Source organism: Bacteroides sp. MSK.18.37 (assembly GCF_019129155.2).
Classification (GTDB): Bacteria; Bacteroidota; Bacteroidia; order Bacteroidales; family Bacteroidaceae; genus Bacteroides; species Bacteroides ovatus.
Genome location: NZ_JAHOIB020000001.1, coordinates 4,123,839 through 4,150,481, shown reverse-complemented (window position 1 = coordinate 4,150,481; position 26,643 = coordinate 4,123,839). Strand labels below are relative to the sequence as shown.

The 26,643-nt window shown below is 40.9% G+C and carries 20 protein-coding genes; 8 read left to right on the top strand and 12 right to left on the bottom strand.

The genetic code is table 11. From position 1 onward, the window contains the following. Positions 1 to 10: 10 nt before the first annotated feature. From KSX81_RS16010 to KSX81_RS15995, 4 genes are all read right to left on the bottom strand, one after another. Positions 11 to 1,861, bottom strand: coding sequence for a RagB/SusD family nutrient uptake outer membrane protein (locus KSX81_RS16010; protein WP_217725689.1), 1,851 nt, complete (start codon positions 1,859 to 1,861; stop codon positions 11 to 13). Positions 1,862 to 1,867: 6 nt separating this feature from the next. Continuing rightward, positions 1,868 to 5,137, bottom strand: a complete 3,270-nt coding sequence (locus KSX81_RS16005) for a TonB-dependent receptor (RefSeq protein WP_254884187.1) — start codon at positions 5,135 to 5,137, stop codon at positions 1,868 to 1,870. A 287-nt stretch (positions 5,138 to 5,424) separates the two neighbouring features. Then, positions 5,425 to 6,567 carry a FecR family protein gene (locus KSX81_RS16000; RefSeq protein WP_217725691.1) on the bottom strand — a complete coding sequence of 381 codons (1,143 nt, stop codon included), beginning with the start codon at positions 6,565 to 6,567 and terminating at the stop codon, positions 5,425 to 5,427. 144 nt (positions 6,568 to 6,711) lie between these two features. Beyond that, a complete protein-coding gene (locus KSX81_RS15995) occupies positions 6,712 to 7,302 on the bottom strand; it encodes an RNA polymerase sigma factor (RefSeq protein ID WP_004297236.1) in 591 nt (196 codons plus the stop codon). A gap of 634 nt (positions 7,303 to 7,936) precedes the next feature. On the opposite strand from KSX81_RS15995, the gene mdh reads away from it, so the two are divergent. The 5 genes from mdh to KSX81_RS15970 all read left to right on the top strand — a co-directional run bounded on the left by mdh (position 7,937) and on the right by KSX81_RS15970 (position 14,157). Further along, the gene (gene mdh, locus KSX81_RS15990) at positions 7,937 to 8,878 is read left to right on the top strand and encodes a malate dehydrogenase (RefSeq protein WP_004297234.1); all 942 of its coding nucleotides are present in this window, start codon (positions 7,937 to 7,939) and stop codon (positions 8,876 to 8,878) included. A 272-nt stretch (positions 8,879 to 9,150) separates the two neighbouring features. Beyond that, positions 9,151 to 10,614, top strand: coding sequence for a TolC family protein (locus tag KSX81_RS15985; RefSeq protein ID WP_217725692.1), 1,464 nt, complete (start codon positions 9,151 to 9,153; stop codon positions 10,612 to 10,614). Between the two features lie 106 nt (positions 10,615 to 10,720). Beyond that, positions 10,721 to 11,713: an HlyD family secretion protein gene (locus KSX81_RS15980; RefSeq protein ID WP_004297231.1), complete on the top strand. Its 993-nt coding sequence runs from the start codon at positions 10,721 to 10,723 to the stop codon at positions 11,711 to 11,713. 2 nt (positions 11,714 to 11,715) lie between these two features. Next, positions 11,716 to 12,897 carry an ABC transporter permease gene (locus KSX81_RS15975; protein ID WP_217725693.1) on the top strand — a complete coding sequence of 394 codons (1,182 nt, stop codon included), beginning with the start codon at positions 11,716 to 11,718 and terminating at the stop codon, positions 12,895 to 12,897. Beyond that, complete coding sequence (locus KSX81_RS15970) at positions 12,898 to 14,157, top strand: ABC transporter permease (protein ID WP_004297229.1); 1,260 nt, start codon at positions 12,898 to 12,900, stop codon at positions 14,155 to 14,157. A gap of 154 nt (positions 14,158 to 14,311) precedes the next feature. Here KSX81_RS15970 and KSX81_RS15965 read toward each other — a convergent pair whose 3' ends face one another. After that, positions 14,312 to 14,881, bottom strand: a complete 570-nt coding sequence (locus tag KSX81_RS15965; RefSeq protein ID WP_004314733.1) for a porin family protein — start codon at positions 14,879 to 14,881, stop codon at positions 14,312 to 14,314. Positions 14,882 to 15,279: 398 nt separating this feature from the next. Between KSX81_RS15965 and KSX81_RS15960 the strand changes: the two genes are divergently transcribed. The 3 genes from KSX81_RS15960 (at position 15,280) to KSX81_RS15950 (ending at position 19,584) form a co-directional block, all read left to right on the top strand. Next, positions 15,280 to 15,645, top strand: coding sequence for a BlaI/MecI/CopY family transcriptional regulator (locus KSX81_RS15960; RefSeq protein WP_004297225.1), 366 nt, complete (start codon positions 15,280 to 15,282; stop codon positions 15,643 to 15,645). 18 nt (positions 15,646 to 15,663) lie between these two features. Beyond that, positions 15,664 to 17,481 carry a M56 family metallopeptidase gene (locus KSX81_RS15955; protein ID WP_004297224.1) on the top strand — a complete coding sequence of 606 codons (1,818 nt, stop codon included), beginning with the start codon at positions 15,664 to 15,666 and terminating at the stop codon, positions 17,479 to 17,481. A 189-nt stretch (positions 17,482 to 17,670) separates the two neighbouring features. Next, positions 17,671 to 19,584 (top strand): TlpA family protein disulfide reductase, encoded by a 1,914-nt coding sequence (locus KSX81_RS15950; protein ID WP_004297222.1) that lies wholly within the window; start codon positions 17,671 to 17,673, stop codon positions 19,582 to 19,584. Between the two features lie 307 nt (positions 19,585 to 19,891). Here KSX81_RS15950 and KSX81_RS15945 read toward each other — a convergent pair whose 3' ends face one another. The 7 genes from KSX81_RS15945 to KSX81_RS15915 form a co-directional block, all read right to left on the bottom strand. Continuing rightward, positions 19,892 to 20,992 (bottom strand): Mrp/NBP35 family ATP-binding protein, encoded by a 1,101-nt coding sequence (locus tag KSX81_RS15945; protein ID WP_004297220.1) that lies wholly within the window; start codon positions 20,990 to 20,992, stop codon positions 19,892 to 19,894. A 90-nt stretch (positions 20,993 to 21,082) separates the two neighbouring features. Continuing rightward, the gene (gene trmB, locus KSX81_RS15940; protein ID WP_004297219.1) at positions 21,083 to 21,841 is read right to left on the bottom strand and encodes a tRNA (guanosine(46)-N7)-methyltransferase TrmB; all 759 of its coding nucleotides are present in this window, start codon (positions 21,839 to 21,841) and stop codon (positions 21,083 to 21,085) included. Positions 21,842 to 21,953: 112 nt separating this feature from the next. Beyond that, complete coding sequence (locus KSX81_RS15935; protein ID WP_217725694.1) at positions 21,954 to 22,577, bottom strand: DUF975 family protein; 624 nt, start codon at positions 22,575 to 22,577, stop codon at positions 21,954 to 21,956. Positions 22,578 to 22,622: 45 nt separating this feature from the next. Next, complete coding sequence (locus KSX81_RS15930; protein ID WP_255299315.1) at positions 22,623 to 23,654, bottom strand: branched-chain amino acid aminotransferase; 1,032 nt, start codon at positions 23,652 to 23,654, stop codon at positions 22,623 to 22,625. A 38-nt stretch (positions 23,655 to 23,692) separates the two neighbouring features. Continuing rightward, positions 23,693 to 23,902 (bottom strand): exodeoxyribonuclease VII small subunit, encoded by a 210-nt coding sequence (xseB, locus tag KSX81_RS15925; RefSeq protein WP_004297216.1) that lies wholly within the window; start codon positions 23,900 to 23,902, stop codon positions 23,693 to 23,695. A gap of 60 nt (positions 23,903 to 23,962) precedes the next feature. Beyond that, positions 23,963 to 25,252, bottom strand: a complete 1,290-nt coding sequence (xseA, locus tag KSX81_RS15920; protein ID WP_032849644.1) for an exodeoxyribonuclease VII large subunit — start codon at positions 25,250 to 25,252, stop codon at positions 23,963 to 23,965. A gap of 12 nt (positions 25,253 to 25,264) precedes the next feature. Continuing rightward, positions 25,265 to 26,632 (bottom strand): S8 family peptidase, encoded by a 1,368-nt coding sequence (locus KSX81_RS15915; RefSeq protein ID WP_074559857.1) that lies wholly within the window; start codon positions 26,630 to 26,632, stop codon positions 25,265 to 25,267. Positions 26,633 to 26,643 lie beyond the last annotated feature (11 nt).

The window sequence follows — 26,643 nt, the reverse complement described above, 5'->3', positions numbered from 1 at the left end:
TTTAGGGTTATCAATTCCAACCGTCATTCTGCACGATACCCGGGCTTTTGCTTAAAGGAAGCGGACAATAATAGTCTCTTTCCTCGAACCATTTCACTCTCGTAGCCAAATCCGGTGCTTCTACTTTCTCCAACGTATAATAAACGGAGGCAGGAGAAGTTGTTTCATCGATATGAAGAATGGGATAGAGAGCCTTCAACGTTTTATTGTGCATCTTTTCTTCCCCAATGCGCCAACGCTTCAAGTCCCAATAACGGAATCCTTCATACATCAAGTCTATCCGGCGTTCATGCCGTACAACCTCCAAGTCCATCGTTTTGGCAGGCAATCCTCCATGTATACTACGCAATAGGTCAAAAGCGACTTGGGCAACCGCTAAATAGTCATTCACTCCATAGGTTGAAAGCTCAACGGCAGCTTCAGCCAAATTTAAAATAACCTCGCCATACCGAATAACGACAGCATCCTGATCGTTTTCTTGTATAAGATAATCATCCAACCTCTTCACTCCATACAGTGTTTTTTTCAGAAAAAATCCCCAGTTAGTAGTTCCTGCGGCGGAAAGGTTCAAGAAGATACCATCTGCTCCACTTTTCATGTATTTTTCGTGACCGGGCACTTTCCCCGCTCCCATCCAATCTTCAGATTTTTCATAAGAATATTCTTCAGTAGTTCCATCTGGCCTTTTTACGAGTGTTTTCCGGTAAATAGAGAAACGTTCTCCCAAGAACTCTCCTCCCGGATAAATAACAGTGGCATCCAGACGTTTATCACGGTTTGCAAAAAAATCTTCGGGATTATTCTTTGAAGCGGCATAATCCAATGGCTGAATCTTACCGTCTAATGTTTCAAATTGTTCGACAACATCTAAAGGAGGAACCATAAAGGCACAGTAACCGGCCCGTTTAATACGATAAGACTGATACCAGTAATCCTCATATACAGCCACTCCTGTCTTGGCAACATTAGCAAAACGGAAAATTATCTCATTATTATTTTCATCTTTTCCATTAAACAAATCGCCAAATTCAGTAGAGAGCGCATACTTACCATCATCAACGATTTCCTTTGCTGCTTTTGCCGCTTCCAATAAATATGTTTTCGCCATTTCTTTGCGGATTCCCTGGAAACTATTATTTGAAACTTTTCCATACTTAGCAATAGTCCCCGCATACAACATAGCCCTCGACTTCAACGCCAAAGCTGTATACCGATTGGCACGGTCACGATCTTCTGATGCAATACGCTGTACTTTCGGAAGCAATACAAGAGCCGAGTCCAAGTTATCTTTTATATAATCCCAGGATTTTTCTTCTGTAGAACGATTGTTGATGGAGCTTACATCATCCAACGGACTTGAATACAAAGGCACGCCCCCATATCGTTTCACCATCTCAAAATACAGATAAGCACGAATAAAATAAGCCTCACCGACTGTACTCAACACCCCTTCATTATCCGAATTCTTATAAGTGGCGATAAACTTATTAACAATATTGATTGTCTTATAATTCCATACCGCCTCAAATATTTCACCTTTGCTTTGAGAAAAGACTCCTCCAAAAACAGTACCCGGAGTGTTATTTCTCATGACCCCATTCTCGTAGGTAATATTGCTCGCTCCATCATCGGTAAAAGCATCCAGATGATGTTGCCTGTACGACATTGCTCCGTCACCGATACAATGGATTGATTTACGTAATTCCGCATAATTGGATAAGAACTGTGCTTCTGCCAGTTCGGGATATTTGGCAATGTCCTCTTCACTAAGAATGGTTTTCGAATCGACAGTAAGCCAATCGCTACATCCACAGCACAAGCTCAATGCCAATACCATATATATGATAGATTTTACTTTCATAACCTGTTAGAATTTAAGATTTATACCTACATTAAATGACATGATTTGCGGATAGCTGGCAAACGAATACTGACTTTCAAGCTGTTCCGGATCAAAGAATTTCTGTGAGGAGAAGGTCAGGCAGTTATAAAGATTCGCATAAATCCTCAACTGTTTGATATTAGCTTTCTGGGTAATTCGTTGTGGCAAAGTATATCCCAATTCCACATTTTTCAGACGAATGTAACTTCCATTCCACATCCAAAAGTTAGAACTTAAACGATTAATCGTTACTGATGTAAAATCCCGGACCGCAGGAAAATACCCGGGTATCCATTCAGAATTCGGATCAGTATAATCGGCACGATGCCAACGATCGCCAAAATATTCCCAAGTGTTCAAGTTAGTAGCTCCTTCCTGGAAAGCATCCATATCGAAAGCACCGATCTGGAAGTCCGACAATGCCCCTCCCTGCCAGAACATGGAGAAATCAACTCCCTTCCAGGAAAGTCCCAGGTTAATACCATATACCAACTCCGGATAAGCATTTCTTCCGATAGGACGTTGATCATAATTGTCAATATAGCCATCGCCATTCCAGTCTTCATACTTTAAGTCACCCGGCAATATGGCACTGTTATTATTCGAATTATTATGCATGGGCGCATTGGCTATTTCTCCATACGACTGATAACGTCCAATGCAGTTATATCCCCAACGTACGTTATTCCAATGCCCTTCAGTGTTCCATTTCCATTCGTCATAACCGCTTGTAAATCTTCCGTGCTCAATATTCCCTTTCCGGGTTCTGGACCACGACATGTTTCCTCCGACAAAATAGTTGACTTCTCCTATTTTATATTGATGATTCAATGAGAACTCAAAACCGCGAGTGTTGTCATGGTCTAAGTTATACCAAGTAGCCAATGCTCCTGCATTATCATTGGCCTTTTGTGCCGGAAGTCCCTTACGCTGACGATAGAACACATCTGCCGATCCGCTAAGCAAGCCATTCCACAACTTAAAATCAACACCCGCATTTATCATTGACGAGGTAGCCCATGTAAAATCCGGATTAGGATTCAAGGTGGGATTTAATCCATAAATGGTGCGGTCACCAAAATTCATCGGAGTACCCGGATATTGATAGCCGCTTTGAAAATAGTATTGCTCATTATTAGCATAATATTGACTGGCAGCCGACAAGTCACCCAATTCTCCCCAAGAGGCACGAATTTTAAACTCATTCAAAACTTTCTTCAACGGATTCATAAACTCTTCGTTTGTCAGCATCCATCCTATAGAGGCAGAGGGAAAGAAACCCCACTTATCGGCAAAATACTGGGCACCATCATATCGGAAGTTGAAATCGACAAAATACTTGGAACGGTAATCATAAGAGAAGCGACCGATGAAAGAAGCCGTTCTGTATTTACGGAAAACTTCACTATTTGTCACTTGCTTATTGGCAATTCCACCCGCCATCATATCCAACACAGTAGAAGGAAATTCTCCACGAGACGTAACAGTAGAACGGTTTTCCGCATCCGAGAATTCAAAGACCAGTCCGCTGTTTATATTATGATTCCCGAACGAACGGATATAATTGATAAAACCTTGTCCGGTTATATTATAGGAAAACCCATCTTCCAAACTCAAACTTGCTTTATTGGCATTAGAGGCGGAAGCACTCTCATAATATTCCTGCGCATCCTCCCGATAGCCCATATAAACGATATTCATATTCCAGTTCTTATTCCACGAATCAGATTGCGTATATCCCATCGTAGCCTTCAAAGAGAGCCCCTCTACAAAGGGAACCTTATACTCCAAAGAAAAATCCACATTCAGATTCTTGGCTATTTTCTTGGAATATCCGGATGCCTCTTTATCCGCCAATGCCATCGGATTCACTGTGCCTTCCCCACCAAAAGCATAATAGTCGTCATGCCCCGGCCACTTTACCGGAATATTCGGAGCCATATCTTTCATTTTGCGGGCTATCTCATACGAAGCGGATCTCGGATAATTCAGACTGTTAATGACAGCTCCCACTCCGACAGATAACTTCAAGTTTTTCAGTATATCCGCATCCAAATTACTACGGAAATTGAAACGATTCTTATCAGTAGAATTTGTTGACCAAATACCTCCCTGATATAAATAGCCGGCTGAAATAAAATAACTGACTTTATCTGTGCCTCCCGAAATATTGATATTGGACTGGGTGATGGGAGCGTTCTTTATCATTTCCTCATACCAATTGGTATTATAAGCATAGTCACGTGTAGCCATATCAGCGGGAGTAATCACCGCGTTCTTATCATTAATCAATTTCATATTAGCATAATATTCACCGACTAATGTCTGCCACAGCGGGGTTGATGCAGGCTGTGGATAGTTATGAGGCATTTGCAATCCGAAGCGCGTATTGATATCCAATGTCGTCGGTTTGTTTTTTCCTCCTCTTTTAGTCGTTACAAGAATAACTCCATTTGCTCCCTGCATCCCATAAACAGCGGCAGCCGATGCATCTTTCAATACGGAAACGGACTCAATTTCGGAAGGATCGATATCACTGTAATTTCTTCCCGGAATACCATCTACTACCACCAAAGCAGAACCAAAACCGCGAATTTTCAAATCGGCACCATCTGAACCCGGTTCAGCACTAGTCTGACGGGAAAAGACTCCGGACACACGCCCTGTCAACGCATTCTCCAGATTGGGGACTGTGGACTTAACTAATTCCTGATTGTTTATAGTCGAGACGGAACTGATTAATTTCTCACGTGTACGGGTCGTATATCCTACCACAACCACTTCATCAATTGTTTTTGTATCTTCAACCAACACCACTTCTGACAGCTTATTCATTTCTTTTGCCGAATAAGTCACAGGAGCGAAACCTATATAGGAAAAAATAATCTTCGAATCATCCGAAGGCACATGAATGGAATAAGCTCCATTAAGTTCACTGACAGTTCCGATATTAGTACCTTGCACTACAATACTAACTCCTGGCAACGGTTCACGAGACTGGTCGAATACCACTCCTTTTACAATAGAGCTTTGACCTTCTTTCTTCGTTTTTTCCTGCAATACTTTCTTTTTAATAGTTATCTGTTTTTTATTAATGCTATAGGCAAGCTCCATGTTAGCAAAAACTTTATCCAGAATTTGCTCTACTGTCATGTTTTTGAAACGTGCAGGAATCTTCACATCCTTATCTATCAATACGTCATAGTAGAAAAAGACATAATCACTCTTTTCTTCTATCTTCTTAAAAAGTTCCATTAGTCCCAACTCTTTATAGTCCAAAGTAATTGTTTTCTTCTGGGCATACAATTCAGTAGGAAAAGCGGATAGCAGAAACACACCCAATGCTAGAAAAAAGCATATAAAGGGCCTTCTCACACTTAGGCAAGTGTGATTCTTTTTTTGATGTTTTTCATTCATCTGTTTAAGAATTAAAATTATACTTCAATATTTTAAGGCTATTCTATTACGAATAAAACTGGCTGGTATCCTTTCTCTCTCAAAAGGATAAATTAGAGTATGTTTTTTCACATATTAATCATAGGCTATTTTTTCTTTATTGTTACTTTATAAACATTGTTTTCCTTACTTATTATCACAGGAGCCGTTTCTGTGATAGTATTCAATATCTGTTCGATCGTATCGTCCAAATTCAGTTTTCCGCTACAAGTGATTTGTTGTTGTTTATCATAATCAATTCTTACGTTATAGTATCTGGACAGTTGTTTGAGTATTCCGCCAAGCTCTGTGTTTTTAAACGATAATCGTCCCTCCTTCCACGACACATAATCCTCCACATTCACTTTATCTACCACATATTTATCAGTGGATTGCCTGAACCGGTCATTGGGTAAAATACGTACAGATTCTCCATTAGATGCTGTTACCTCCACTTTACCTGTAACCAGCACAACACTTTTCTCTACATCTTCCCGATAAGCCGAAACATTGAAAGAAGTTCCCAACACTTTTACTCCCATATCCGACGTCTTAATAATAAAAGGTTTCTCCGGATTAGGAGTCACATCAATATATATTTCTCCATCTACATATATTTCACGCTTCTTATCTTCAAAATGTGTTGGATATAGAAGCACCGTTCCTGCATTCGCCCATATTTTCGTACCATCGCAAAGAGTGACACGGGCACGTTTGCCATACGAAACAACTAATTTATTAAATTCCCCTTCACCAGCATCTGTCTCCATTTGATCGTAAGCCAAATCCGGATTACTTTCAAAAGTTTCTTTCAACTGATCGTCAACAAAAAGCTGCGTTTTACCACTCATAAACACAGAGTCATTCACTTGCAACAAAGCTAGATAATCAATTGCCGGAGCACTTTTCCAAATAACCTCTACCGAAACAAACAGGATAAGAATAGCTGCCGCAACTGAAGCGCTCCACCATCTCATCTTATACAATCGATGTTTACGTTGAGACATTTTCCGATTTTGAATGGCTTGTTCCAGTTTCAAACAAGCATTATCCACTTCTTTTGGGGGTAAAACCGGCTTTTCCCACTTTAACGCCACCAGTCTCTCCATCGCTTCTTTTAAATACGGCTCACGATCGGGACAATCGGCAATGATTTTTCGATAATAATCTCCTTCTCCGGAATAATACCAGAAAAGAAATAAATCATCGTTCAAAAAATCAGCTGTAGTATATGATGAATATTCTTTCATTATTTATTTCAATTAAAGACCTGTTTACTATATATACGAGATTCGTATGCCTTTCATCTCCTTTTTTCCTCAAAAAAATAAATAAAAAAGCAGAGAGGTATAGGTTTACGCTCCCCGCCTTCCGTATACAATACTCTTTTTCAATTATTTAAAGACAGAAACGCCATGCAGGTATAAGATAAGAAAAAACAGAAAATAATCTTTTGAATCCAGTTTTCTTAATTTCTCCATCGCTTTAAAGACTTGTCCGCGCACCGTTTGAATTTTCATATCCAGCATTACCGCAATCTCTTCATAAGGCATTTCCTCTATAAAATGTAAATAGACTATTTCCCGCTGATGATCTGTCAGCAAATCAAGAATTCTATTCACCCTTTTTTTCAGTAATAAGTCTTCTTCATCAGAAATAAAGCTTTCTTCAACGGATACGGATAATTTAAAACTCCTTTCCTCTTCTTCTATAGAAGATGTATCTTTCTTTGTACGCTCCCAATCAATCAGCTGATTCCTAACCGAACGCAACAAATAAAATTTTATTTTCTTCTCATCAATACACAGGCGCTCATTGAAATACAATTTTAGATATACTTCTTGAATTGCATCTTTCACATCTTCGGTATTGAACCCCAAACTCACTCCATAAGCATACAAATCTTGATAGTAAAATTTGTAAAGTGCAATAAATTGCATATCCCCTTCCTGAACAGATTGATGATTTGATTCCCAGAACTTCATTTTGATATTTTCGATATTTTCAGCAGTTCATTAAACTTTCAATTAACAGATTGGCACAAAGATAATAAGCTTTCGGACTTTATTCGTTCATTATTTAAAAAACTTGCCAGGTTCCCTGCCACTTTAATTGGTATCTTCTTTTTCCATACAAAAATGAATCAAGCATACGGTTGAAAGGTATTGCCAAAAATTCTCCATCAAGATACTATCGTTATTTCTTTCTCTGCCTAATATTATTAATCTCATTGCTTATTATTACTTCGTTCTACTATAGTTACTCTTGCGTTCCACTATAGTTATCCGTAAGGGACACTATAGTTATTCTTGCGGAACACTATAGTGGAACGAAGTAACAGTAACTAACGAAGTAACTCCGAATAGGCAAGCAATTATAAAAAAATAGCTGAATGAATCATTTGCCATAATAGTACATTCTTACGCAGCTACATTCTGTATATAACCATGCAAAAAACAGCTTCTTCCACCCAAACTTTTTATCATACCTATATATTATCGGGAACTTCGACCTTTAACTAAAATTATTACGGAAAAATTTCTTTAATCAGGATTATCGTTGTAATTTTGTCGCGCTAAAAGATAAAACAAATTATCAACTTTTTAAATATATAGTATTATGTCAAAAGTAACCGTAGTAGGCGCAGGTAACGTAGGTGCTACATGTGCAAATGTACTTGCTTTTAATGAAGTAGCAGACGAAGTAGTAATGCTGGACGTTAAAGAAGGCGTTTCAGAAGGTAAAGCAATGGATATGATGCAGACAGCTCAATTGTTGGGTTTCGACACTACATTGGTAGGCTGCACGAACGACTATGCTCAAACTGCTAACTCTGACGTTGTTGTGATTACTTCAGGTATTCCTCGTAAACCGGGTATGACTCGTGAAGAACTGATCGGTGTGAACGCTGGTATCGTTAAATCGGTAGCAGAAAACCTGTTGAAATATTCTCCTAACGCTATCATCGTTGTTATCTCCAACCCAATGGATACAATGACTTATTTGGCATTGAAAGCTCTGGGCTTGCCGAAAAACCGTGTGATCGGTATGGGTGGTGCTCTGGATAGCTCTCGTTTCAAATATTTCTTGTCTCAAGCTATCGGTTGCAACGCTAACGAAGTAGAAGGTATGGTTATCGGTGGTCACGGTGATACTACGATGATTCCTTTGACTCGTTTCGCTACTTACAAAGGTATGCCTGTAGCTAATTTCATCTCTGCAGAGAAATTGGAAGAAGTTGCTGCTGCTACTATGGTAGGTGGTGCTACGCTGACTAAATTGCTAGGTACTTCTGCATGGTATGCACCGGGTGCAGCAGGAGCATTCGTAGTTGAATCTATCCTTCACGACCAAAAGAAGATGGTTCCTTGTTCTGTTTTATTGGAAGGTGAATACGGCGAATCAGATCTTTGCATCGGTGTTCCTGTAATCCTTGGCAAGAACGGTATCGAAAAGATCGTTGAACTGAACCTGAACGAAGACGAAAAAGCTAAGTTCGCAGCTAGCGCAAAAGCTGTTCACGGAACTAACGCTGCTTTGAAAGAAGTAGGTGCTCTGTAATTAAAATCCCCTTACTTTATATATCAAGAAAGGCTGTTCCTCGCCATGAGGAATAGCCTTCTTTCTTTTCAACAGAATCCATCCCCACTATATTTCTAAAAAAAGCTAATTCGTTTTGAGTTCTCACAGAAAGCACATACATTTGCATCGTTGTTTATGCAATTATTGTTTAATTAAACAAGTACAAAAAAACAGACTACTTTAATAAACAAATTGCATAAGAACAGGGTTATTTAAAATAGAAGTACCACCTTATTAATATGCAAGATGCGATGAAAAAAGTTTTTCTTCTGACATTTCTGTTAAGTTTCACTTTTACAGTAAAAGCGCAGAGCTTTCTAAGTCTGGATAGTTGCCGCGCATTAGCTCTTGCCAACAACAAAGATTTGTTGATAAGCAATGAAAAAATAAGTGCGGCTCATTATCAACGGAAAGCTGCATTTACAAATTATTTGCCTAATTTCTCGGCAACGGGAGCTTACATGAGGAACCAGAAAGAGTTTTCATTATTAAACAATGACCAGAAAGCCGCGCTTTCAGGGTTAGGAACGAATCTGGCTGGCCCCATCCAACAAGCTGCAACCGAGATTGCAACAGCACATCCTGACTTGGCACCACTTATTTCTTCCTTAAGTGGAAAATTAGGAGCGGTGCTGCCCGCCCTCGATCAAGCGGGAAACTCTTTAGTGGATGCACTCCGTACAGACACCCGAAATGTCTATGCAGGTGCCATTACATTGACACAACCTTTATACATGGGCGGGAAAATCCGGGCGTACAACAAAATAACAAAGTATGCCGAAGAGTTGGCTCAAGAACAACATCACGGCGGTATGCAGGAAGTAATCATGAGTACGGACCAAGCCTATTGGCAAGTCATTTCACTGGTTAATAAGAAGAAGTTGGCAGAAGGTTATCTAAAGCTTCTGCAACAGCTGGACAGCGATGTAGAGAAAATGATTAATGAAGGAGTAGCCACCAAAGCGGATGGTTTGTCTATACGCGTCAAGGTAAATGAAGCCGAAATGACACTGACTAAAGTGGAAGACGGATTGAGTCTTGCGCGAATGTTGCTGTGTCAACTATGTGGTATTGATCTTAGTTCTCCCATCACACTGGCAGACGAAAATATGGAAGACATTCCATTACTGACAACGGATCCTCATTTCGATCTATCCACCGCTTATGAGAATCGTCCGGAGATACGTAGCCTCGAATTGGCAACGCAGATTTATAAACAGAAAGTAAATGTAACCCGTGCGGAGCATCTTCCATCCATCGCATTGATGGGGAATTATATGGTAACCAATCCCTCTGTTTTCAACAGCTTTGAAAACAAGTTCAAAGGTATGTGGAATGTGGGAGTTATGGTACAGATACCTATATGGCACTGGGGAGAAGGTATTTATAAAACCAGAGCGGCAAAAGCCGAAGCTCGTATTGCACAGTACCAACTTCAGGATGCTCGTGAAAAAATAGAGTTGCAGGTCAATCAGGCTGCATTCAAGGTAAAAGAAGCTGGTAAGAAACTGGTAATGTCTTCTAAAAACATGGAAAAAGCGGAAGAAAATCTACGCTATGCAACACTTGGTTTTAAAGAAGGAGTGATTGCCACCAGCAATGTTCTTGAAGCACAAACAGCATGGTTGTCTGCTCATTCAGAAAAGATTGACGCGCAAATAGATGTGAAGCTGACGGAAATCTATCTGAAGAAGTCTTTGGGAACGCTGAAATAAATAAGATTCGGAAAAATAAAGTTAAGAACCCAATCAGAAACAACCCAATCTCTAACCAACTCACAATCTATAAATCACAATCCATAAATCATAATTCATAAATCATATGGCACCTATAAAATCACAAAACAGCAATATGCTTCTTGCATTCCTTACTCTGTTGGGAGTTATTGCAATCGTTGCAGTCGTTGGTTTCTTCATGCTCCGCAAAGGTCCTGAAATTATACAGGGACAGGCTGAAGTTACCGAATATCGCGTTTCAAGTAAAGTTCCGGGACGTATACTGGAATTTCGCGTGAAAGAAGGCCAAAGTGTCAATGCCGGAGATACGCTGGCCATTTTGGAAGCTCCTGACGTGGTAGCAAAAATGGAACAGGCACGTGCTGCTGAAGCTGCCGCACAGGCACAAAACGCAAAAGCAATCAAAGGCGCGCGTGAGGAACAAATCCAGGCGGCTTATGAAATGTGGCAAAAAGCCCAGGCAGGCGTTACCATTGCCGAGAAATCATATCAACGCATCAAGAATCTCTACGAACAGGGAGTGATGCCTGCACAGAAACTGGATGAAGTGACTGCGCAACGGGACGCAAGTATTGCAACAGAGAAAGCTGCCAAAGCACAATATACCATGGCGAAGAATGGAGCGGAACGTGAAGATAAGATGGCTGCGGAAGCTTTGGTAAACCGGGCGAAAGGAGCTGTTGCCGAAGTTGAATCCTATATTAAGGAGACTTATCTCATTGCTCCGGCTGCCGGGGAAGTTTCTGAAATATTCCCGAAGGTAGGCGAATTGGTTGGTACCGGTGCTCCTATCATGAATATCGCTGAACTCAACGATATGTGGGTAACATTCAATGTACGTGAAGATTTGCTCAAGAACCTGACGATGGGTTCGGAGTTCGAAGCTATCATTCCTGCTCTGGATAATAAAAAGATCCAGCTCAAAGTATATTATCTGAAAGACTTAGGCACTTATGCTGCCTGGAAAGCAACCAAAACGACCGGACAATTTGATCTGAAAACATTCGAGGTGAAAGCTTCTCCGGTAGAGAAAGTGGAAAATCTCCGTCCGGGTATGTCTGTTATCATTGACAAGTAACCATGAAAGAGAGAGAAAAGAAATATATAGCTTTGTGGCAGGTCATGCAAAGAGAGTGCCGGCGATTGGTATCACGCCCGCTCTATCTCTTCTGTATGGTCATTGCCCCGCTGTTTTGCTATATATTCTTCACCACTTTAATGGATTCGGGGCTTCCCAAGGATCTTCCTGCGGGAGTAGTGGACATGGATGATTCGTCTACTTCCCGTAATATTGTCCGCAATCTGGATGCTTTTTCGCAGACAGGGGTTGTAGCGCATTACAGCAATGTAACAGATGCACGTATTGCCATGCAGGAGGGAAAAATCTACGGGTTCTTCTATCTCCCCAAGGGTTTATCGGCAGAGGCACAAAGCCAACGGCAGCCAACGATCTCTTTCTATACCAATTACTCATACCTGATTGCAGGCTCTCTATTGTTCAGAGATATGAAAATGATGGGAGAACTCACCTCCGGAGCTGCAGCCCGGACGATGCTGTATGCCAAAGGTGCGACAGAGGATCAGGCTATGGCTTATCTGCAACCGATCGTAATTGATACACACCCACTAAATAATCCGTGGCTGAACTATTCAGTATACTTATGTAATACACTGATACCGGGAGTACTCATGCTATTAATATTTATGGTTACCGTTTATTCAATCGGTGTGGAAATCAAGGATCGCACTGCCCGCGAATGGCTACGAATGAGTAACAACTCCATTTACATTGCATTGGCAGGAAAACTGCTTCCCCACACAATAGTCTTTTTCATTATGGGTATATTTTATAATGTATACCTGTATGGATTTCTGCATTTTCCTTGCAATAGCGGCATATTCCCGATGATATTCGCCACACTGTGTCTCGTACTAGCATCTCAATGTTGTGGTATTGTTGTGATAGGAACTCTGCCGACTCTACGACTCGGATTAAGTTTTGCTTCCCTGTGGGGAGTCATATCGTTCTCCATTTCCGGTTTTTCATTCCCGGTCATGGCTATGCATCCTGTTCTACAGGCTTTGAGTAATCTATTCCCGTTGCGGCATTATTTCCTGATTTACGTCGATCAAGCACTCAACGGATATAGTATGGCTTACTCATGGACCAACTATATGGCACTATTAATATTTATGATGCTCCCCTTCTTTGTGGTTCATCGCCTGAAGGAAGCATTGGTTTACTATAAATATATACCCTAAATGAAAGATATAAAATTAAAAGACAAGATAGCCCAAGGCATCAATGACCTGTTTTATATCTGGAAGCGGGAGTTTCAAACAACTTTCCGCGACCAGGGGGTGCTGATATTTTTCATACTCGTCCCATTAGGTTATCCGTTGTTGTATAGTTTCATTTATGACAACGAAGTAGTGCGTGAAGTTCCTGCCGTTGTTGTAGACGATTCACATTCATCTCTTAGTCGTGAATATCTCCGTAAGGTAGATGCCACACCCGATATTCAAATCGTCTCTTACTGTGCTGATATGGAAGAAGCCAAACAAATGCTAAAGAACCGGCGTGCGTATGGTATCATTTATATCCCTTCGGATTTCAGCGACAATATTGCCAAAGGAAAACAGACACAAGTCAGTATCTATTGCGACATGAGCGGATTGTTATACTATAAATCGATGCTTCTTGCCAACACTGCCGTTTCTCTGGATATGAACAGGGATATCAAAATTGCACGTAGCGGAAACACGACCGACCGTCAGGATGAAATCACTGCTTATCCGATAGAATATGAAGAAATCTCCATCTTCAACCCCACTGCCGGGTTTGCCGCTTTCCTGATTCCTGCTGTATTGGTATTGATTATCCAACAGACATTATTGCTCGGCATCGGTCTCGCTGCAGGAACTGCTCGTGAGAACAACAGATTTAAGGATCTTGTACCTATTAATCGTCACTATAACGGGACGTTACGAATTGTATTAGGAAAAGGATTGAGTTATTTCCTAGTTTATATATTGGTAGCTTTCTACGTACTTTATGTCGTTCCAAGATTGTTTAGCCTCAACCAAATTGGGCAACCCAGTTCATTAATATTATTCGTTGTCCCCTATCTTGCGGCTTGTATCTTCTTTGCGATGACAGCTTCTATTGCCATTCGCAATCGGGAAACGTGTATGCTGATTTTTGTATTCACATCAGTCCCCCTGTTATTTATTTCAGGAATTTCCTGGCCGGGAGCAGCTATTCCTCCGTTTTGGAAGTATGTATCCTACATCTTCCCCTCAACGTTTGGAATTAACGGCTTTGTAAAAATCAACAATATGGGAGCCACTCTTAGTGAAGTAGCTTTTGAATATAAGGCTTTGTGGTTGCAAGCCGGCATTTATTTCCTGACCACCTGTTGGGTATACCGCTGGCAAATACTGATGAGTCGCAAACATGCAATAGAGAGATACAAAGAATTAAAAGAGAAAGCAAACTTATCCAAGCAGATAAGTGATTAATGAGTAAGAATTACAAGAGAGAGAATTAACGGTGTATCCTTTCAATGGGATATGCCGTTTTTCTTTTTATTAATAAGGATATAAAAAAATCCCCCGTTCCAAGAGAGTATAGAACGAGGGATTTTAGAGATATTATAAAGAGAGTATAATAAGTTTAGAACTTGTAACCTACGCCAATAGAGAAGTTCATGTTCTTCGGTGCACCGTCACCATCAGCCAATTTAGCCAAACCAAATTCTCCTGATAAGTCAATAAAGAATTTATTAATTTCATAAGCAACGCCTACACCGAGACCTGCATCAAATCTTTTTGCTCCAAATTGATCATCACCGTCACCAAAGAAATCAATTTTTTCATCACCAATTTTACACTTACCAGCAATACCAAATGCAAAATAAGGACCAGCTTTCACTACAATATTCTGGTTATCAGCAATTGCAAATCTTGCAGCAGCCAATACCGGAATCTCCAAATACATTGGATTCATTTTCACTTCATCCTGTTTAGCACCTTTTTGAGTGAACATCAACGAAGGTTGAATAGACCACATATCAGAGAACTGATATTCCATGCCAACGCCTACATTGAATCCAATCCTCATGTCAGTATCCATATCCCCAGTAAAGTTACTCATGTTCATACCAACTTTGGCATTCCAAGAAATCTGAGAATAAGAAACGATAGAAACAAGTGCAAATAGCACAAAAATCAAACCTTTTTTCATATCATTCATTTTTTAGTTTGCCTTCCTCTTCCCTTTGGTTGGCATTGTTAGTTAATAGTTCTGTTTGAAGTGTGGGGAATTATTCGCAACCGGTTAAAGTATTGAAACACACCCTTCCGTATTTAACGTATATTTTGTAGCCGCAAATATATTTCATTTATTTTATATAAAAAAATCCTTGATAGTCTATTTTTTGCATAAAGGTTATTAAAGAGTGACTATATAGAAAAAAATAATGTTCATCCGGTCTTTTTTTATGCTTAAATAATTTCCGAATAACAATGCAATTAAAATATTCTTGCAAGATTTATACATTTACAATTATTAACCGACTAGCTATTGCTTGTTTACGAAATATTCGTAGATTTGCGAAGTATTCGTAATTAAACAACATCTCCATGGAAAAGTTAACTATACAAGAAGAAGAAGTAATGATCTACATTTGGGAGTTACAATGCTGTTTCGTAAAAGACATTGTTGCAAAGTATACGCAACCGACACCTCCTTATACCACAGTAGCATCTATCGTAAAGAACCTCGAGCGGAAAGGATATGTCACACCGAAACGTGTGGGTAATACCTACCAATATACTCCTGCCATTCGCGAAAATGAATATAAACGCCATTTTATGAGTGGCGTAGTTCGTAACTACTTTGAGAACTCTTACAAAGAAATGGTTTCTTTCTTTGCCAAAGACCAGAAAATTTCGACCGATGATCTCAAAGATATTATCGAACTCATTGAAAAAGGAAAAGAAAATTAATAGAAAACATTCATCACCATGACTCCGGAACTAGCTTATTTTCTAAAGATAAATGTAGCGATAGCTCTGTTCTATGCATTCTATCGGTTGTTTTTCCATAAAGACACCTTCTTCCATTGGCGTAGGATGGCTTTGCTATGTTTCTTTGCCATCTCCATGCTTTATCCTTTACTGAATATTCAGGGATGGATAAAAGCTCACGAACCAATGGTGGCAATGGCAGATCTTTATGCAACCATCATCCTTCCGGAGCAAGTAGTTACTCCTTTACAAGAGCCTGTAATGAACTGGCAAGAGTTTATCATGCAGCTCGCGAAAGTTATCTATTGGAGCGGAATGTTATTACTAGCCACACGTTTCTTCGTACAACTGGGCAGCATCATCCGATTACACTTCCAATGCTCAAAAAGCAAGATACAAGGAGTACGCGTACATCTATTAAAGAAAAAAACCGGCCCTTTTTCTTTCTTCCACTGGATATTCATACACCCACAATCACATACGGAATCTGAAATCAGTGAAATTATTACTCATGAAGAGACCCACGCCCGTCAATACCATTCGGTAGACGTGCTTATCAGCGAGATAATGTGTATCTTTTGCTGGTTCAATCCATTTATCTGGCTGATGAAACGGGAAGTCAGAGGAAACCTCGAATACATGGCAGATCACCGTGTATTAGAGACGGGGCATGATAGTAAATCATACCAGTACCATTTGTTGGGACTGGCACATCACAAGGCTGCAGCAAATTTATCAAATAGTTTCAATGTTTTACCACTCAAAAATCGTATTAAAATGATGAATAAACGAAGAACGAAAGAAATAGGAAGGACAAAATATCTGATGTTTCTTCCCTTGGCTGCTATCTTAATGATTGTCAGTAACATCGAAATGGTAGCACGTACCACTGAAAAATTTGCCAAAGAAATGATGGGACAAGCAACAGAAGAAGTTGCCATGCAAGCTGAAACTACGGATATTCCGGAACTTCCTACAGAAGATATTCAAGGAACTACACTTCCACGGGATAAGCAAGAAAAGGAAATGGCGGAAACTCAAATCAAAAGTGTACCAGATTCCGTTGTCTTCCAGGTTGTAGAAGAAATGCCGGATTTTCCGGGAGGAGTACAGGCACTGATGGACTACTTATCGAAGAACGTCAGATATCCGGCTGAAGCACATGCAATCGGTGCACAAGGACGTGTGATTGTAAGCTTTACTGTCAAAAAGGACGGAAGCATAGCCGATACGAAAGTGGAGCGAAGTGTCAATCCGTATCTCGACAAGGAAGCCATGCGTGTAATTGCCGCCATGCCCAAATGGAAACCCGGCAAACAAAGGGGGGAAGCAGTGAACGTGAAATTTACAGTTCCTGTTGCTTTTCGGCTATCCGGTCCTGAACTTCCCAAAGCAGAAGAAGTAAAGCAGTCCGACATGGATGAAGTAGTGGTGGTGGGCTATGCTGCAAAAGATGATCCAACCCCAGAGGGAGGCAGTGTAAAAGGAGAAAATGAAGACGAAGTATTCACCATGGTAGAAGTAATGCCTAAATTTCCGGGAGGACAAGCCGGTCTGTTCCAATATCTGGCTAGAAGTATCAAATATCCCGTCATCGCTCAAAAAAGTAAGGAGCAAGGCAGAGTCATCATACAGATGGTTATTAGTAAAGACGGAAGTTTGTCGAATATCAAAGTCTTACGCAGTGTATCTCCGTCACTGGATGCAGAAGCCGTACGCGTAGTGGGTAATATGCCTAAATGGGAACCAGGAATGCAAAAAGGACAACCTGTTTCTGTCAAGTATACCATTCCTATCGTATTCAGGTTACAGTAATTTCTCTCTCCGGTGCCGCCCCCTTTCCTCATCGGTGAGGAACGGGGCGTTCATCGGTGGGAAACACCTTTCTCCCCGGAGCCGGATATATCCTTCTCCAGTACAAAAAAATCATTTCTTTTTTAGTTTTTTACAAGGATAGTTATAAAAAGATCCTTATATTTGTTCGTGTAATAAAACATTATTCACATGAAAAGATTCGTATGGATTATCGGTTTGATATTCTGCATAACCTGCACCATACAAGCCAAAGACAGAGTGATCGAGCGTCCTCCTTTTCTTGCATGGAGTTCCAATAGTATTGAGGTCGATAAAATTGTCATGAGTGATACAGTGACAACAGTGTATATAAAGGCTTTCTATCATCCTAAATATTGGATAAAAATAGCTACGGGCAGTTTCCTGAAAGACAACAATGGAATGCTTTATCCCATTCGAAGAGGAGTTGGAATCACATTAGATAAAGAGTTCTGGATGCCGGAATCAGGAGAAGCGGAATTCCAATTACAATTTCCTCCCATACCCGAAAATGTAACCAGTCTGGACTTCTCAGAAGGGGATTTTGACGGAGCATATAAGATATGGGGCATACAACTGGATAAGGACGCATTCTATAAACAGAAACTTCCCAAAGAAGCAGTCGTGCACAAAATAAATAAGAAAGCGATATTGCCGACTCCTAAGTTAGTCTATGGAACTGCCACCCTTAAAGGAAAAATACTAGACTATCAAAAAGAGATGATAAAGCAAGTGAAGATGCACATAGAAAGTCCTGCACTGAATATCCACAACGAACAGAATATCATAAAAATCAAGGAGGACGGCACTTTCCTGGCGGAAGTAAAGGTTGCATCTGTCACAAGCGTAGCATTGGAATTTCCTTTTGGTTGGATTGAATGTCTGATAGCTCCCAATGAAGAGACATCACTCATTATAAATACAAAGGAACTTTGCCGCAGACAAGCACATCTACAAAGAAAAGATAAAACGTATGGAGAGCCTGTATACTTCAATGGTTATCTGGCTAGCCTACAACAAGAATTAGCTTCAGTAGATATAGATATTGTATTAAAAAGCGTTTATTACATGGATATGTACAATGACATTGTCGGGAAAAGTGCAGATGAATATAAAGCTTATGTACTTGAGCGCCTTCCATCCGTTCGAAAAGAAATTGCGCAATCCCCATACAGCAATGCGTGCAAAGAGCTATTAAATATCCTGGTAGACCTGGATGCGACCGGCAAAATCGCCATGACGGAGAGAGAACTAAAATCAGCACATATTGCTGTTAACAAACTGAATAGAGAGCAGGCTGATGATTATTTTTATAATACCCGCATCGATACTCCTAAAGGCTACTATGACATACTGAAGGAATTCAGTTCTATCAACACTCTTAAAGCTTTATACGGCAAATATTACGCGTCAACGATATATTTAATAAACTTTCTGCCGAATTCTTTAGATGTACTTAAAGAGACACTAAGAACGGGACAGGGACCTCTATTCGATAACATTAAATTTAATAAGCTATATCAATCCATTAAGGATTTTACCCCGTTAACAGCAGAACAGAATGTTGAATTAAAGACTTTTTCTTCCCCGGTATATGCAGAGATGCTTACTCAAGTTAACAAAGAGATAATAAAAAAGATAGAATTAAACAAAAGAAAGACAGGCTTCACTGTTAACGAGACAGGACAAGTCTCCAATGAAGATTTATTCCCATCCATTATCTCTAAATTCCGGGGACACACACTGTTAGTTGATTTTTGGGCAACATGGTGTGGCCCTTGTCGCACAGCTAATAAAGCCATCACTCCAATGAAAGAGGAATTAAAAGACAAGGATATTATCTACCTCTACATCACAGGCGAAACTTCCCCCAAAGGTACCTGGGAAAACATGATTACCGATATTCATGGTGAGCATTTCCGTGTGACAAATGAGCAATGGAGCTTTCTAATGTCCAACTTCAATATCCGAGGAGTTCCCACTTATTTTGTTGTTGATCCGGAGGGTAATATCACCTTCAAACAAACTGGATTTCCCGGAGTAGACACCATGAAAAAAGAACTCATGAAAGCTTTGAATAAATAATTCAAACGTAAAAAATAGATCAAGCAGAAATCGTTGTTGATATACGCCATAAATAAATGCAAGACCCCTGATTGATATAGAAAAAATAGTGACGGTATATGCTTAGGATAGTGACGGTATCGTTGTCATATACCGTCACTATTTATATTGGATAGCGTCACTATTTTGTAGAAGAGAATCCGCCAACAACGGATTCTATATGATCCTAATAAATAAACGAGCCTCCATAGTCTTTGAAAAGACTACAGAGGCTCGCTCTATATCCTATGGATAACTTACTGCAAAGCTATCCAACTCCAGATTCCATTTATTTATGCATTTCCACGATTTGAGTCGGAGCCATCTCTACATTCCGGCGATCTACCTGACGAACAACACTGGCAGCCAGGGATAAGAAAGCGCGTCCGGTCACGGAGTCTTCATCCAATGCAACGGGAGTACCATTATCTCCTCCTTCACAGATGCTTTGCACGATAGGAATCTGCCCCAACAAAGGAACATTCATTTCTTCAGCCAGTTTCTTGGCACCTTCTTTACCAAAGATATAGTATTTATTCTCGGGTAGTTCAGCGGGAGTAAACCAAGCCATATTCTCAACCAAACCGAGAATAGGTACATTTACCTTATCGTTGGTGAACATATTGATTCCCTTACGGGCATCTGCCAAAGCAACCGCTTGCGGAGTACTGACAACAATCGCTCCTGTCATGGCTAATGTTTGAACAACCGTCAAATGAATGTCACTGGTTCCGGGAGGAAGGTCTATCAGGAAATAATCCAAATCTCCCCAGGCTGCATCAGCTATCAACTGTTTCAACGCATTACTTGCCATTCCGCCACGCCACAAAGTTGCCTGATCCGGATCGACAAAGAAACCGATAGACAATAATTTCACGCCATACTTCTCTACCGGAATAATCATGTCACGACCATCTATACGTTCAGCATAGGGGCGTGCATCCTCCACCTGAAACATCTTAGGCATGGAAGGACCGAAAATATCAGCATCGAGCAAGCCAACCTTATAGCCTAATTTAGCCAAAGCAACTGCCAAGTTCGCAGACACCGTAGACTTACCTACTCCACCTTTACCGGAAGATATACCGACTATATTCTTCACTTGTGGAAGGAGCTTGCCAACTTCCGGACGAGCGGCTTGCTTACTCTCTGCTGTGATTGTTACCTGCACATCAGGAGAGACATACGTATGAATAGCTGTTTCCGCAGCTTTCAACATTGATTTCATAAACGGATCAGTCGGTTTCTCAAAGATCAATGAAAAGCTGACAGTCATACCATCAATACGGAGATTATCGGCAACCATCTCCGCTTCCACCAAATTCTTTCCCGTACCGGGATAACGCACCGTTGCCAATGCATCCAATATCAATTTAGGATAGAGAGTCATTTTATTTACTATTTGACGATTTACAAATTACTATTTAAAGTCACTATTCAGATGGCTGCCGGTTCACTTTAGGGTGATTGTCCCGGCAAGCTATTTGCTTGTACTTAGACCGCTACGCTTGCTGCGGTTGTAGCTACGATAGGGATCAAGCTCTATTTCTACATCCGGCTCTTGCAGTTTACCTTCCTGCGGAAGCCGGAATTTGATATACTTTATATCTAAACCACGATCCAGCCATTGTTGTTCATAATAGGTTTTAATACCGAGAATATTATCTACCAGATCAGAATGATATAAATCTTCAGTCATAAACTCAACCGGAAGTTTGTTCGCCTCAATCATGTATTTTGTATAGGTAAACATAAAGTTGCTGTCCGTTTTCAGGTGGATAATACCATTCGGTTGCAAAAATTTGCGATACCTTTCCATAAAATAGGTAGAAGTCAGTCGCTTGGTTGCTTTCTTCATTTGCGGGTCAGAGAAGGTAAGCCATATTTCACTCACTTCGCCTTCAGCAAAAAAACGCTCGATGATTTCAATATTGGTACGCAGGAAAGCGACATTCTTCATTCCGGCCTGTAATGACTCCGTTGCTCCCGTCCACATACGGGCGCCTTTTATATCCACTGCTATAAAGTTCTTTTCGGGAAACATCTTACCCAGGCCAACAGTATACTCACCACGTCCGCAACCCAACTCGAGCACAATCGGATGATCGTTTTTAAAAAACTCCTTGTGCCATTTCCCTTTCATGCCAAAAGGCACGTTATCTACCGCCGAATAAGGATATTCGAACACGTGCGGATAACTCGCCATATCGGCAAACTTTTCTAATTTATTCTTTCCCATATCAATCCTGATTAGGTCGCAAAGGTACTGATTTTGAAGCAACCGACAAAAAGAAATGGAGCACAGATTTCTCTATGCTCCATTCTTCTATAGTACTGAATGATTCGTCTAATTAAATCTCAACATTCACTTCAACGTTTACCTCTACAGTTCCGCCTTGTTGTGCTTTCAAATCCTCATAGAAAGCAGCACGCGAAATAGCAACATACGGTTGCAGGAAAAGAAGTCCAATACCCAAAGTGAAAATACAAAGAATAGCCCAGCCAATGAAACTTAAATCAAGCATGAACAGCTTCATCTTGTTCCCTTCCATCATAGCCATACTTTTCTCAATAGCTGCATTGTTTTTCATTTCCGGTTCATCTTTCAAGATAAAAGATGTCATTGCATAAGAATAAGACTTAATGATACCCGGTATAACCAGCAACAGTGACCACAAAATTGTATAGACAGCCTGAAGCAACATAGTTACAAAAATACGTCCATAATCCTGGAAGCCTTCGAACAAAACACCAAAATCAATGTCTTTGCCTCTACATACGCCAAGCATTACAATAGTAAAGCCGTATGCAACCGGAAGTCCAACAAATAATGAACATAATCCGCCAATCACAGGAATAGCAGATAATCCACCGGCAATTGCTGAATAAATAAGTGCAGCAACGGCTGCCATAGGCCACTTTCCTCGAAGTGCCTCACGCGCCTGCGCACGTAGTTCTGAGTTTAGTTTTAACATAGTGAATAATATTAATTGATAAATGTGTTATTTCATAATATACAATTACTCTACAATCGTCACCCAGCCATGTGTATCCGGTTCGTCGCCATACTGGATTCCACGCAACTTATTATACAATTTCGTACAGATAGGTCCCGGCTTGCCGTCTTTAGAAATCACATAAGATTTTCCATTTTCCAAATCATCGATACGCTGAATCGGGCTGATTACTGCGGCAGTACCACAAGCACCAGCTTCTTCAAATGTTTCCAGTTCTTCTTCCGGTATCGGACGGCGTTCCACTTTGATACCCATGTCTTCTGCCAACTGCATCAAGCTCTTATTGGTAATAGAAGGTAAGATAGAAGATGATTTCGGAGTGATATAAGTATTATCCTTAATACCGAAGAAGTTGGCAGCACCACATTCATCAATATATTTCTTTTCTTTTGCATCAAGGTAGAACTCGCAGGAATAGCCCAGATCATGTGCCTTCTTGTTAGCACGAAGACTGGCTGCATAGTTGCCACCCACTTTATAAATACCTGTTCCATGAGGAGCGGCACGATCGAACTCACGAATGATAACGTACGGATTGGTAGAGAAACCACCTTTGAAATACGGACCTACCGGAGTTACGAACACTACAAACATATACTCTTCAGCAGGATGTACACCTACCTGGGCACTTGTTCCGATCAACAGCGGACGGATGTAAAGAGAAGCACCAGTTTCATAAGGAGGGATAAAACGTTCATTCAGTTTTACGACTTTCAAGATTGCTTCTTTAAACCGTTCTGTCGGAAGTTCTGCCATCAGGATTCCCTGGCAAGTAGATTGCAGACGGGCAGCGTTTTCTTCCAAACGGAAAATACGTACTTTACCATCTTTTCCACGGAATGCTTTCAGTCCTTCAAAAGCTTCCTGACCATAATGTAAGCAGGTTGCCGCCATGTGCAAATTAAGGTGTTCTTCACTGCTTACCTCCAGTTCTCCCCATGCACCATTACGGAAATTGATTCTCACATTGTAATCTGTCTTCATATATCCGAACGACAGATTCGCCCAGTCTATTTCTTTCATATTGTTATGTATTAGTTTATTTTCTATGCATTGAAACGCAAAAATAACTTTTATTCTTCAGATTGCCTCTTTTCTTGCAATAATTTTTCGACTTCCCGGTCGGCTTTTGTCAGTTTATCCTTGCAAAAGGCAATAATTTCATTGGCTTCTTTTATTTTCTCACTCAAAATGTCGATATCCAGTTCGTTATTATCTATCTGGCGAACGATCTTTTCAAGACGTTCCATCGCTTGGGAATATGTTTCTTTTTTTGCTGCCACGATGATTGATATTTAATGGTTAATAATGAATGTTTTTACAAATACACGTTTGACGGATAGCTACTTTTCTACTACCGATCGAACTTCTCCTTTCGATAGCCGGGTTATCAAATGCTCTCCCGGCTTCAGTGAAGAAGCATCCGTCACCGCTTTCCCATCCTTTATCGTAATACTATATCCCCGACTCAAGAGTTTATCCGGAGAAGCGTCCGCTATTCGTTGTTGCAAAAGTTCCAACCGGTGAGATTGACGGGCCACTAATGCTTTCGTCACCTGTGACAAATCTTTCTTTGCTGCCAGCAAAGAAAAACGGGCGTCCGCAAGTTTGCGATGAACAAGATTGGGAATACGGGTTTGAAGGGTTTCCAACCTCCGTCGTTCCAGATCAAGAAGCATATAAGCTCCCTGTTGAATCCGCATAGATAATTCTTCCAGATGCTCCGCGACTTCCGCCACCTGATGAATCAGGAGTTCGGCAGCAGCCGTAGGAGTTTTCACCCGGGTATGAGCCACGGAATCAAGCACTGTATCATCGCGTTCATGCCCAATACCGGTAATAATAGGTAATGGAAATTGCGCACATGCAGCTGCCAATAGATAAGTATCAAAGCCGGACAAATCGGAAGTAGCTCCACCGCCACGAATGATGACTACTACGTCAAATTCATTGATGCGGGCATTAATACGATCCAAAGCAGCCAACACGGATTCCTCCACCTGATTTCCCTGCATTAAAGCCGGAAAAAGCTCCGTATAGAAAAAGAACCTGCCCGAATTGTGCTGCAACTGATGACAGAAATCTCCATATCCGGCCGCAGTAGCCGAAGAAATGACAGCAATACGCTGGGGAAGAATCGGTATCTCAAGCTCTTTATTCAGCGTCAACACTCCCTCCTCTTCCAACTGCAATAATATTTCCCGACGGCGACGAGCCATATCTCCCAATGTATAAGCAGGATCAATATCAAGTACCGTCAGACTATAACCGTATAGCTCATGAAACTGAACTGTTACTTTCACCAACACCTTAATGCCGGAAGTAAATAGCTGCCCTGTGGTTTCCTCAAAATAAGGTTTCAACAAGCGGTAGATATTATTCCAAATCATACCGCGTGCCTTGGCTACGAGATTGTTGCTGCGAGGATCTTTCTGCACGAATTCCAGATAACAATGCCCTGTCGTATTGGAACGGACATCGCTCAACTCTGCCTGTATCCAATATTCATCGGGCAGGCATTGCTCCAGACTACGGCGCACGAGTGCATTCAGTTCTAAAAGAGAAAGCCTCTCCCCACCCTCTCCCAAAGAGGGTGAGTCAGATTGCTTCAACTTGTTTATAGCGTTTATCATACAACAGTCACCTTATTTCTTTTCCTTGGAAGAAGAGTTTAGATAAGCCTTCCACAAATCAGGAATACCATATCCATATATGTTATCCGGGAAATCGGCTCTATCCCCCGATTGACGTACCAAATCAATAATCTGCTTCGCTGTCAGCTTCGGACAAGCCTGCCACAGACAAGCTACCATACCGCACATAATCGGAGAAGAAAAAGAAGTTCCGTTGGCACGGCGAAGATTACCATCCGTTCCCATCACATCCGAATTCAGACCGACAGCCACTACATCCGGTTTCACACGTCCGTCAGCCGTATTCCCAACAGAAGAAAACGGCGCCAATTCTCCCCTTTTATTGACAGCTCCTACCGTTATTATATTCTCTGCGTCTCCCGGAGGAGTAATCTTCTTCCACGAACCTGCACCCGAATTTCCAGCGCTACAAACAACGACCATTCCTTTATCGGCTGCCTTCGCAGCTTCACGAGACATCAACGCATAATGACCATTCAAGTCACGATATCTATAATTCTTCGCAGGATCATCAAATGAGTAATATCCAAGCGATGTATTCACCAAATCCACTCCTACACTATCCGCAAACTCAATGGCTGCCGCCCAGTAATCCTGTTCTACCAGATTCTCCGAATATTCGTCCTCGCTACGCAACAACCAATAAGAAGCTTCAGGAGCTGTACCAATCATCACATGCGGCTGATTCATGGCCATACAGGACAATACAGACATTCCATGACTGCTTTCCGCATAAATATCTGCCTCCGGATTCACAAAGTCACGCACCCCGAGAATATGGATATTTTTCATGGCATCAATCTTATCTACATTATGGAATCCGGCATCAATCACGGCAATGGTCATTCCCTGTCCCTTAAAGCCCGCATCATGCAGAAGATCAACACGACTCATTGCCGCCTGTGTTATTGCAGGACCGTAAAGGCTATCGGTACGCACCGGTTTATTTATTAGCGAATCTCTTTGAAAGGCTCTTTGTGTGATACCTTTCCACACTCTTTCTGTGGAATGTACAAAAGGTAACTTTGCTATTTCGTCAATCAGAGTACTATCATTACAAGAAACAGTAACAAAATTATCCCATTTCCCCGTCACAAGTACATGAACACCCGTCTTCCGTATAGCATCTACATATTTCTTGCAGACCGGCAAATCGGTGGAATCAATGGGTAATCCTTGTTTCTTTCGCCGTTCTATAGATTTTATAGACAAATATTTTTCCGGTTTCTGCAAGGAATAGTCAGTAGCCGCCTTGTCTTTCAGACTAATTCGATATTTTAAGGTATCTCCCGGAGTAAACTGGGCAAACACACCCAAATACATATTTAAAGCGAGAATCAATACTATAAACTTCTTCATAAGTTATCTTT

Bases quoted from the DNA above. Each gene is read 5' to 3' on its own strand.
- KSX81_RS16010 (WP_217725689.1), bottom strand. From the start codon at position 1,861: ATGAAAGTAAAATCTATCATATATATGGTATTGGCATTGAGCTTGTGC.
- KSX81_RS16005 (WP_254884187.1), bottom strand. From the start codon at position 5,137: ATGGAACTTTTTAAGAAGATAGAAGAAAAGAGTGATTATGTCTTTTTC.
- KSX81_RS16000 (WP_217725691.1), bottom strand. From the start codon at position 6,567: ATGAAAGAATATTCATCATATACTACAGCTGATTTTTTGAACGATGAT.
- KSX81_RS15995 (WP_004297236.1), bottom strand. From the start codon at position 7,302: ATGAAGTTCTGGGAATCAAATCATCAATCTGTTCAGGAAGGGGATATG.
- mdh (WP_004297234.1), top strand. From the start codon at position 7,937: ATGTCAAAAGTAACCGTAGTAGGCGCAGGTAACGTAGGTGCTACATGT.
- KSX81_RS15985 (WP_217725692.1), top strand. From the start codon at position 9,151: ATGAAAAAAGTTTTTCTTCTGACATTTCTGTTAAGTTTCACTTTTACA.
- KSX81_RS15980 (WP_004297231.1), top strand. From the start codon at position 10,721: ATGGCACCTATAAAATCACAAAACAGCAATATGCTTCTTGCATTCCTT.
- KSX81_RS15975 (WP_217725693.1), top strand. From the start codon at position 11,716: ATGAAAGAGAGAGAAAAGAAATATATAGCTTTGTGGCAGGTCATGCAA.
- KSX81_RS15970 (WP_004297229.1), top strand. From the start codon at position 12,898: ATGAAAGATATAAAATTAAAAGACAAGATAGCCCAAGGCATCAATGAC.
- KSX81_RS15965 (WP_004314733.1), bottom strand. From the start codon at position 14,881: ATGAAAAAAGGTTTGATTTTTGTGCTATTTGCACTTGTTTCTATCGTT.
- KSX81_RS15960 (WP_004297225.1), top strand. From the start codon at position 15,280: ATGGAAAAGTTAACTATACAAGAAGAAGAAGTAATGATCTACATTTGG.
- KSX81_RS15955 (WP_004297224.1), top strand. From the start codon at position 15,664: ATGACTCCGGAACTAGCTTATTTTCTAAAGATAAATGTAGCGATAGCT.
- KSX81_RS15950 (WP_004297222.1), top strand. From the start codon at position 17,671: ATGAAAAGATTCGTATGGATTATCGGTTTGATATTCTGCATAACCTGC.
- KSX81_RS15945 (WP_004297220.1), bottom strand. From the start codon at position 20,992: ATGACTCTCTATCCTAAATTGATATTGGATGCATTGGCAACGGTGCGT.
- trmB (WP_004297219.1), bottom strand. From the start codon at position 21,841: ATGGGAAAGAATAAATTAGAAAAGTTTGCCGATATGGCGAGTTATCCG.
- KSX81_RS15935 (WP_217725694.1), bottom strand. From the start codon at position 22,577: ATGTTAAAACTAAACTCAGAACTACGTGCGCAGGCGCGTGAGGCACTT.
- xseA (WP_032849644.1), bottom strand. From the start codon at position 25,252: ATGATAAACGCTATAAACAAGTTGAAGCAATCTGACTCACCCTCTTTG.
- KSX81_RS15915 (WP_074559857.1), bottom strand. From the start codon at position 26,632: ATGAAGAAGTTTATAGTATTGATTCTCGCTTTAAATATGTATTTGGGT.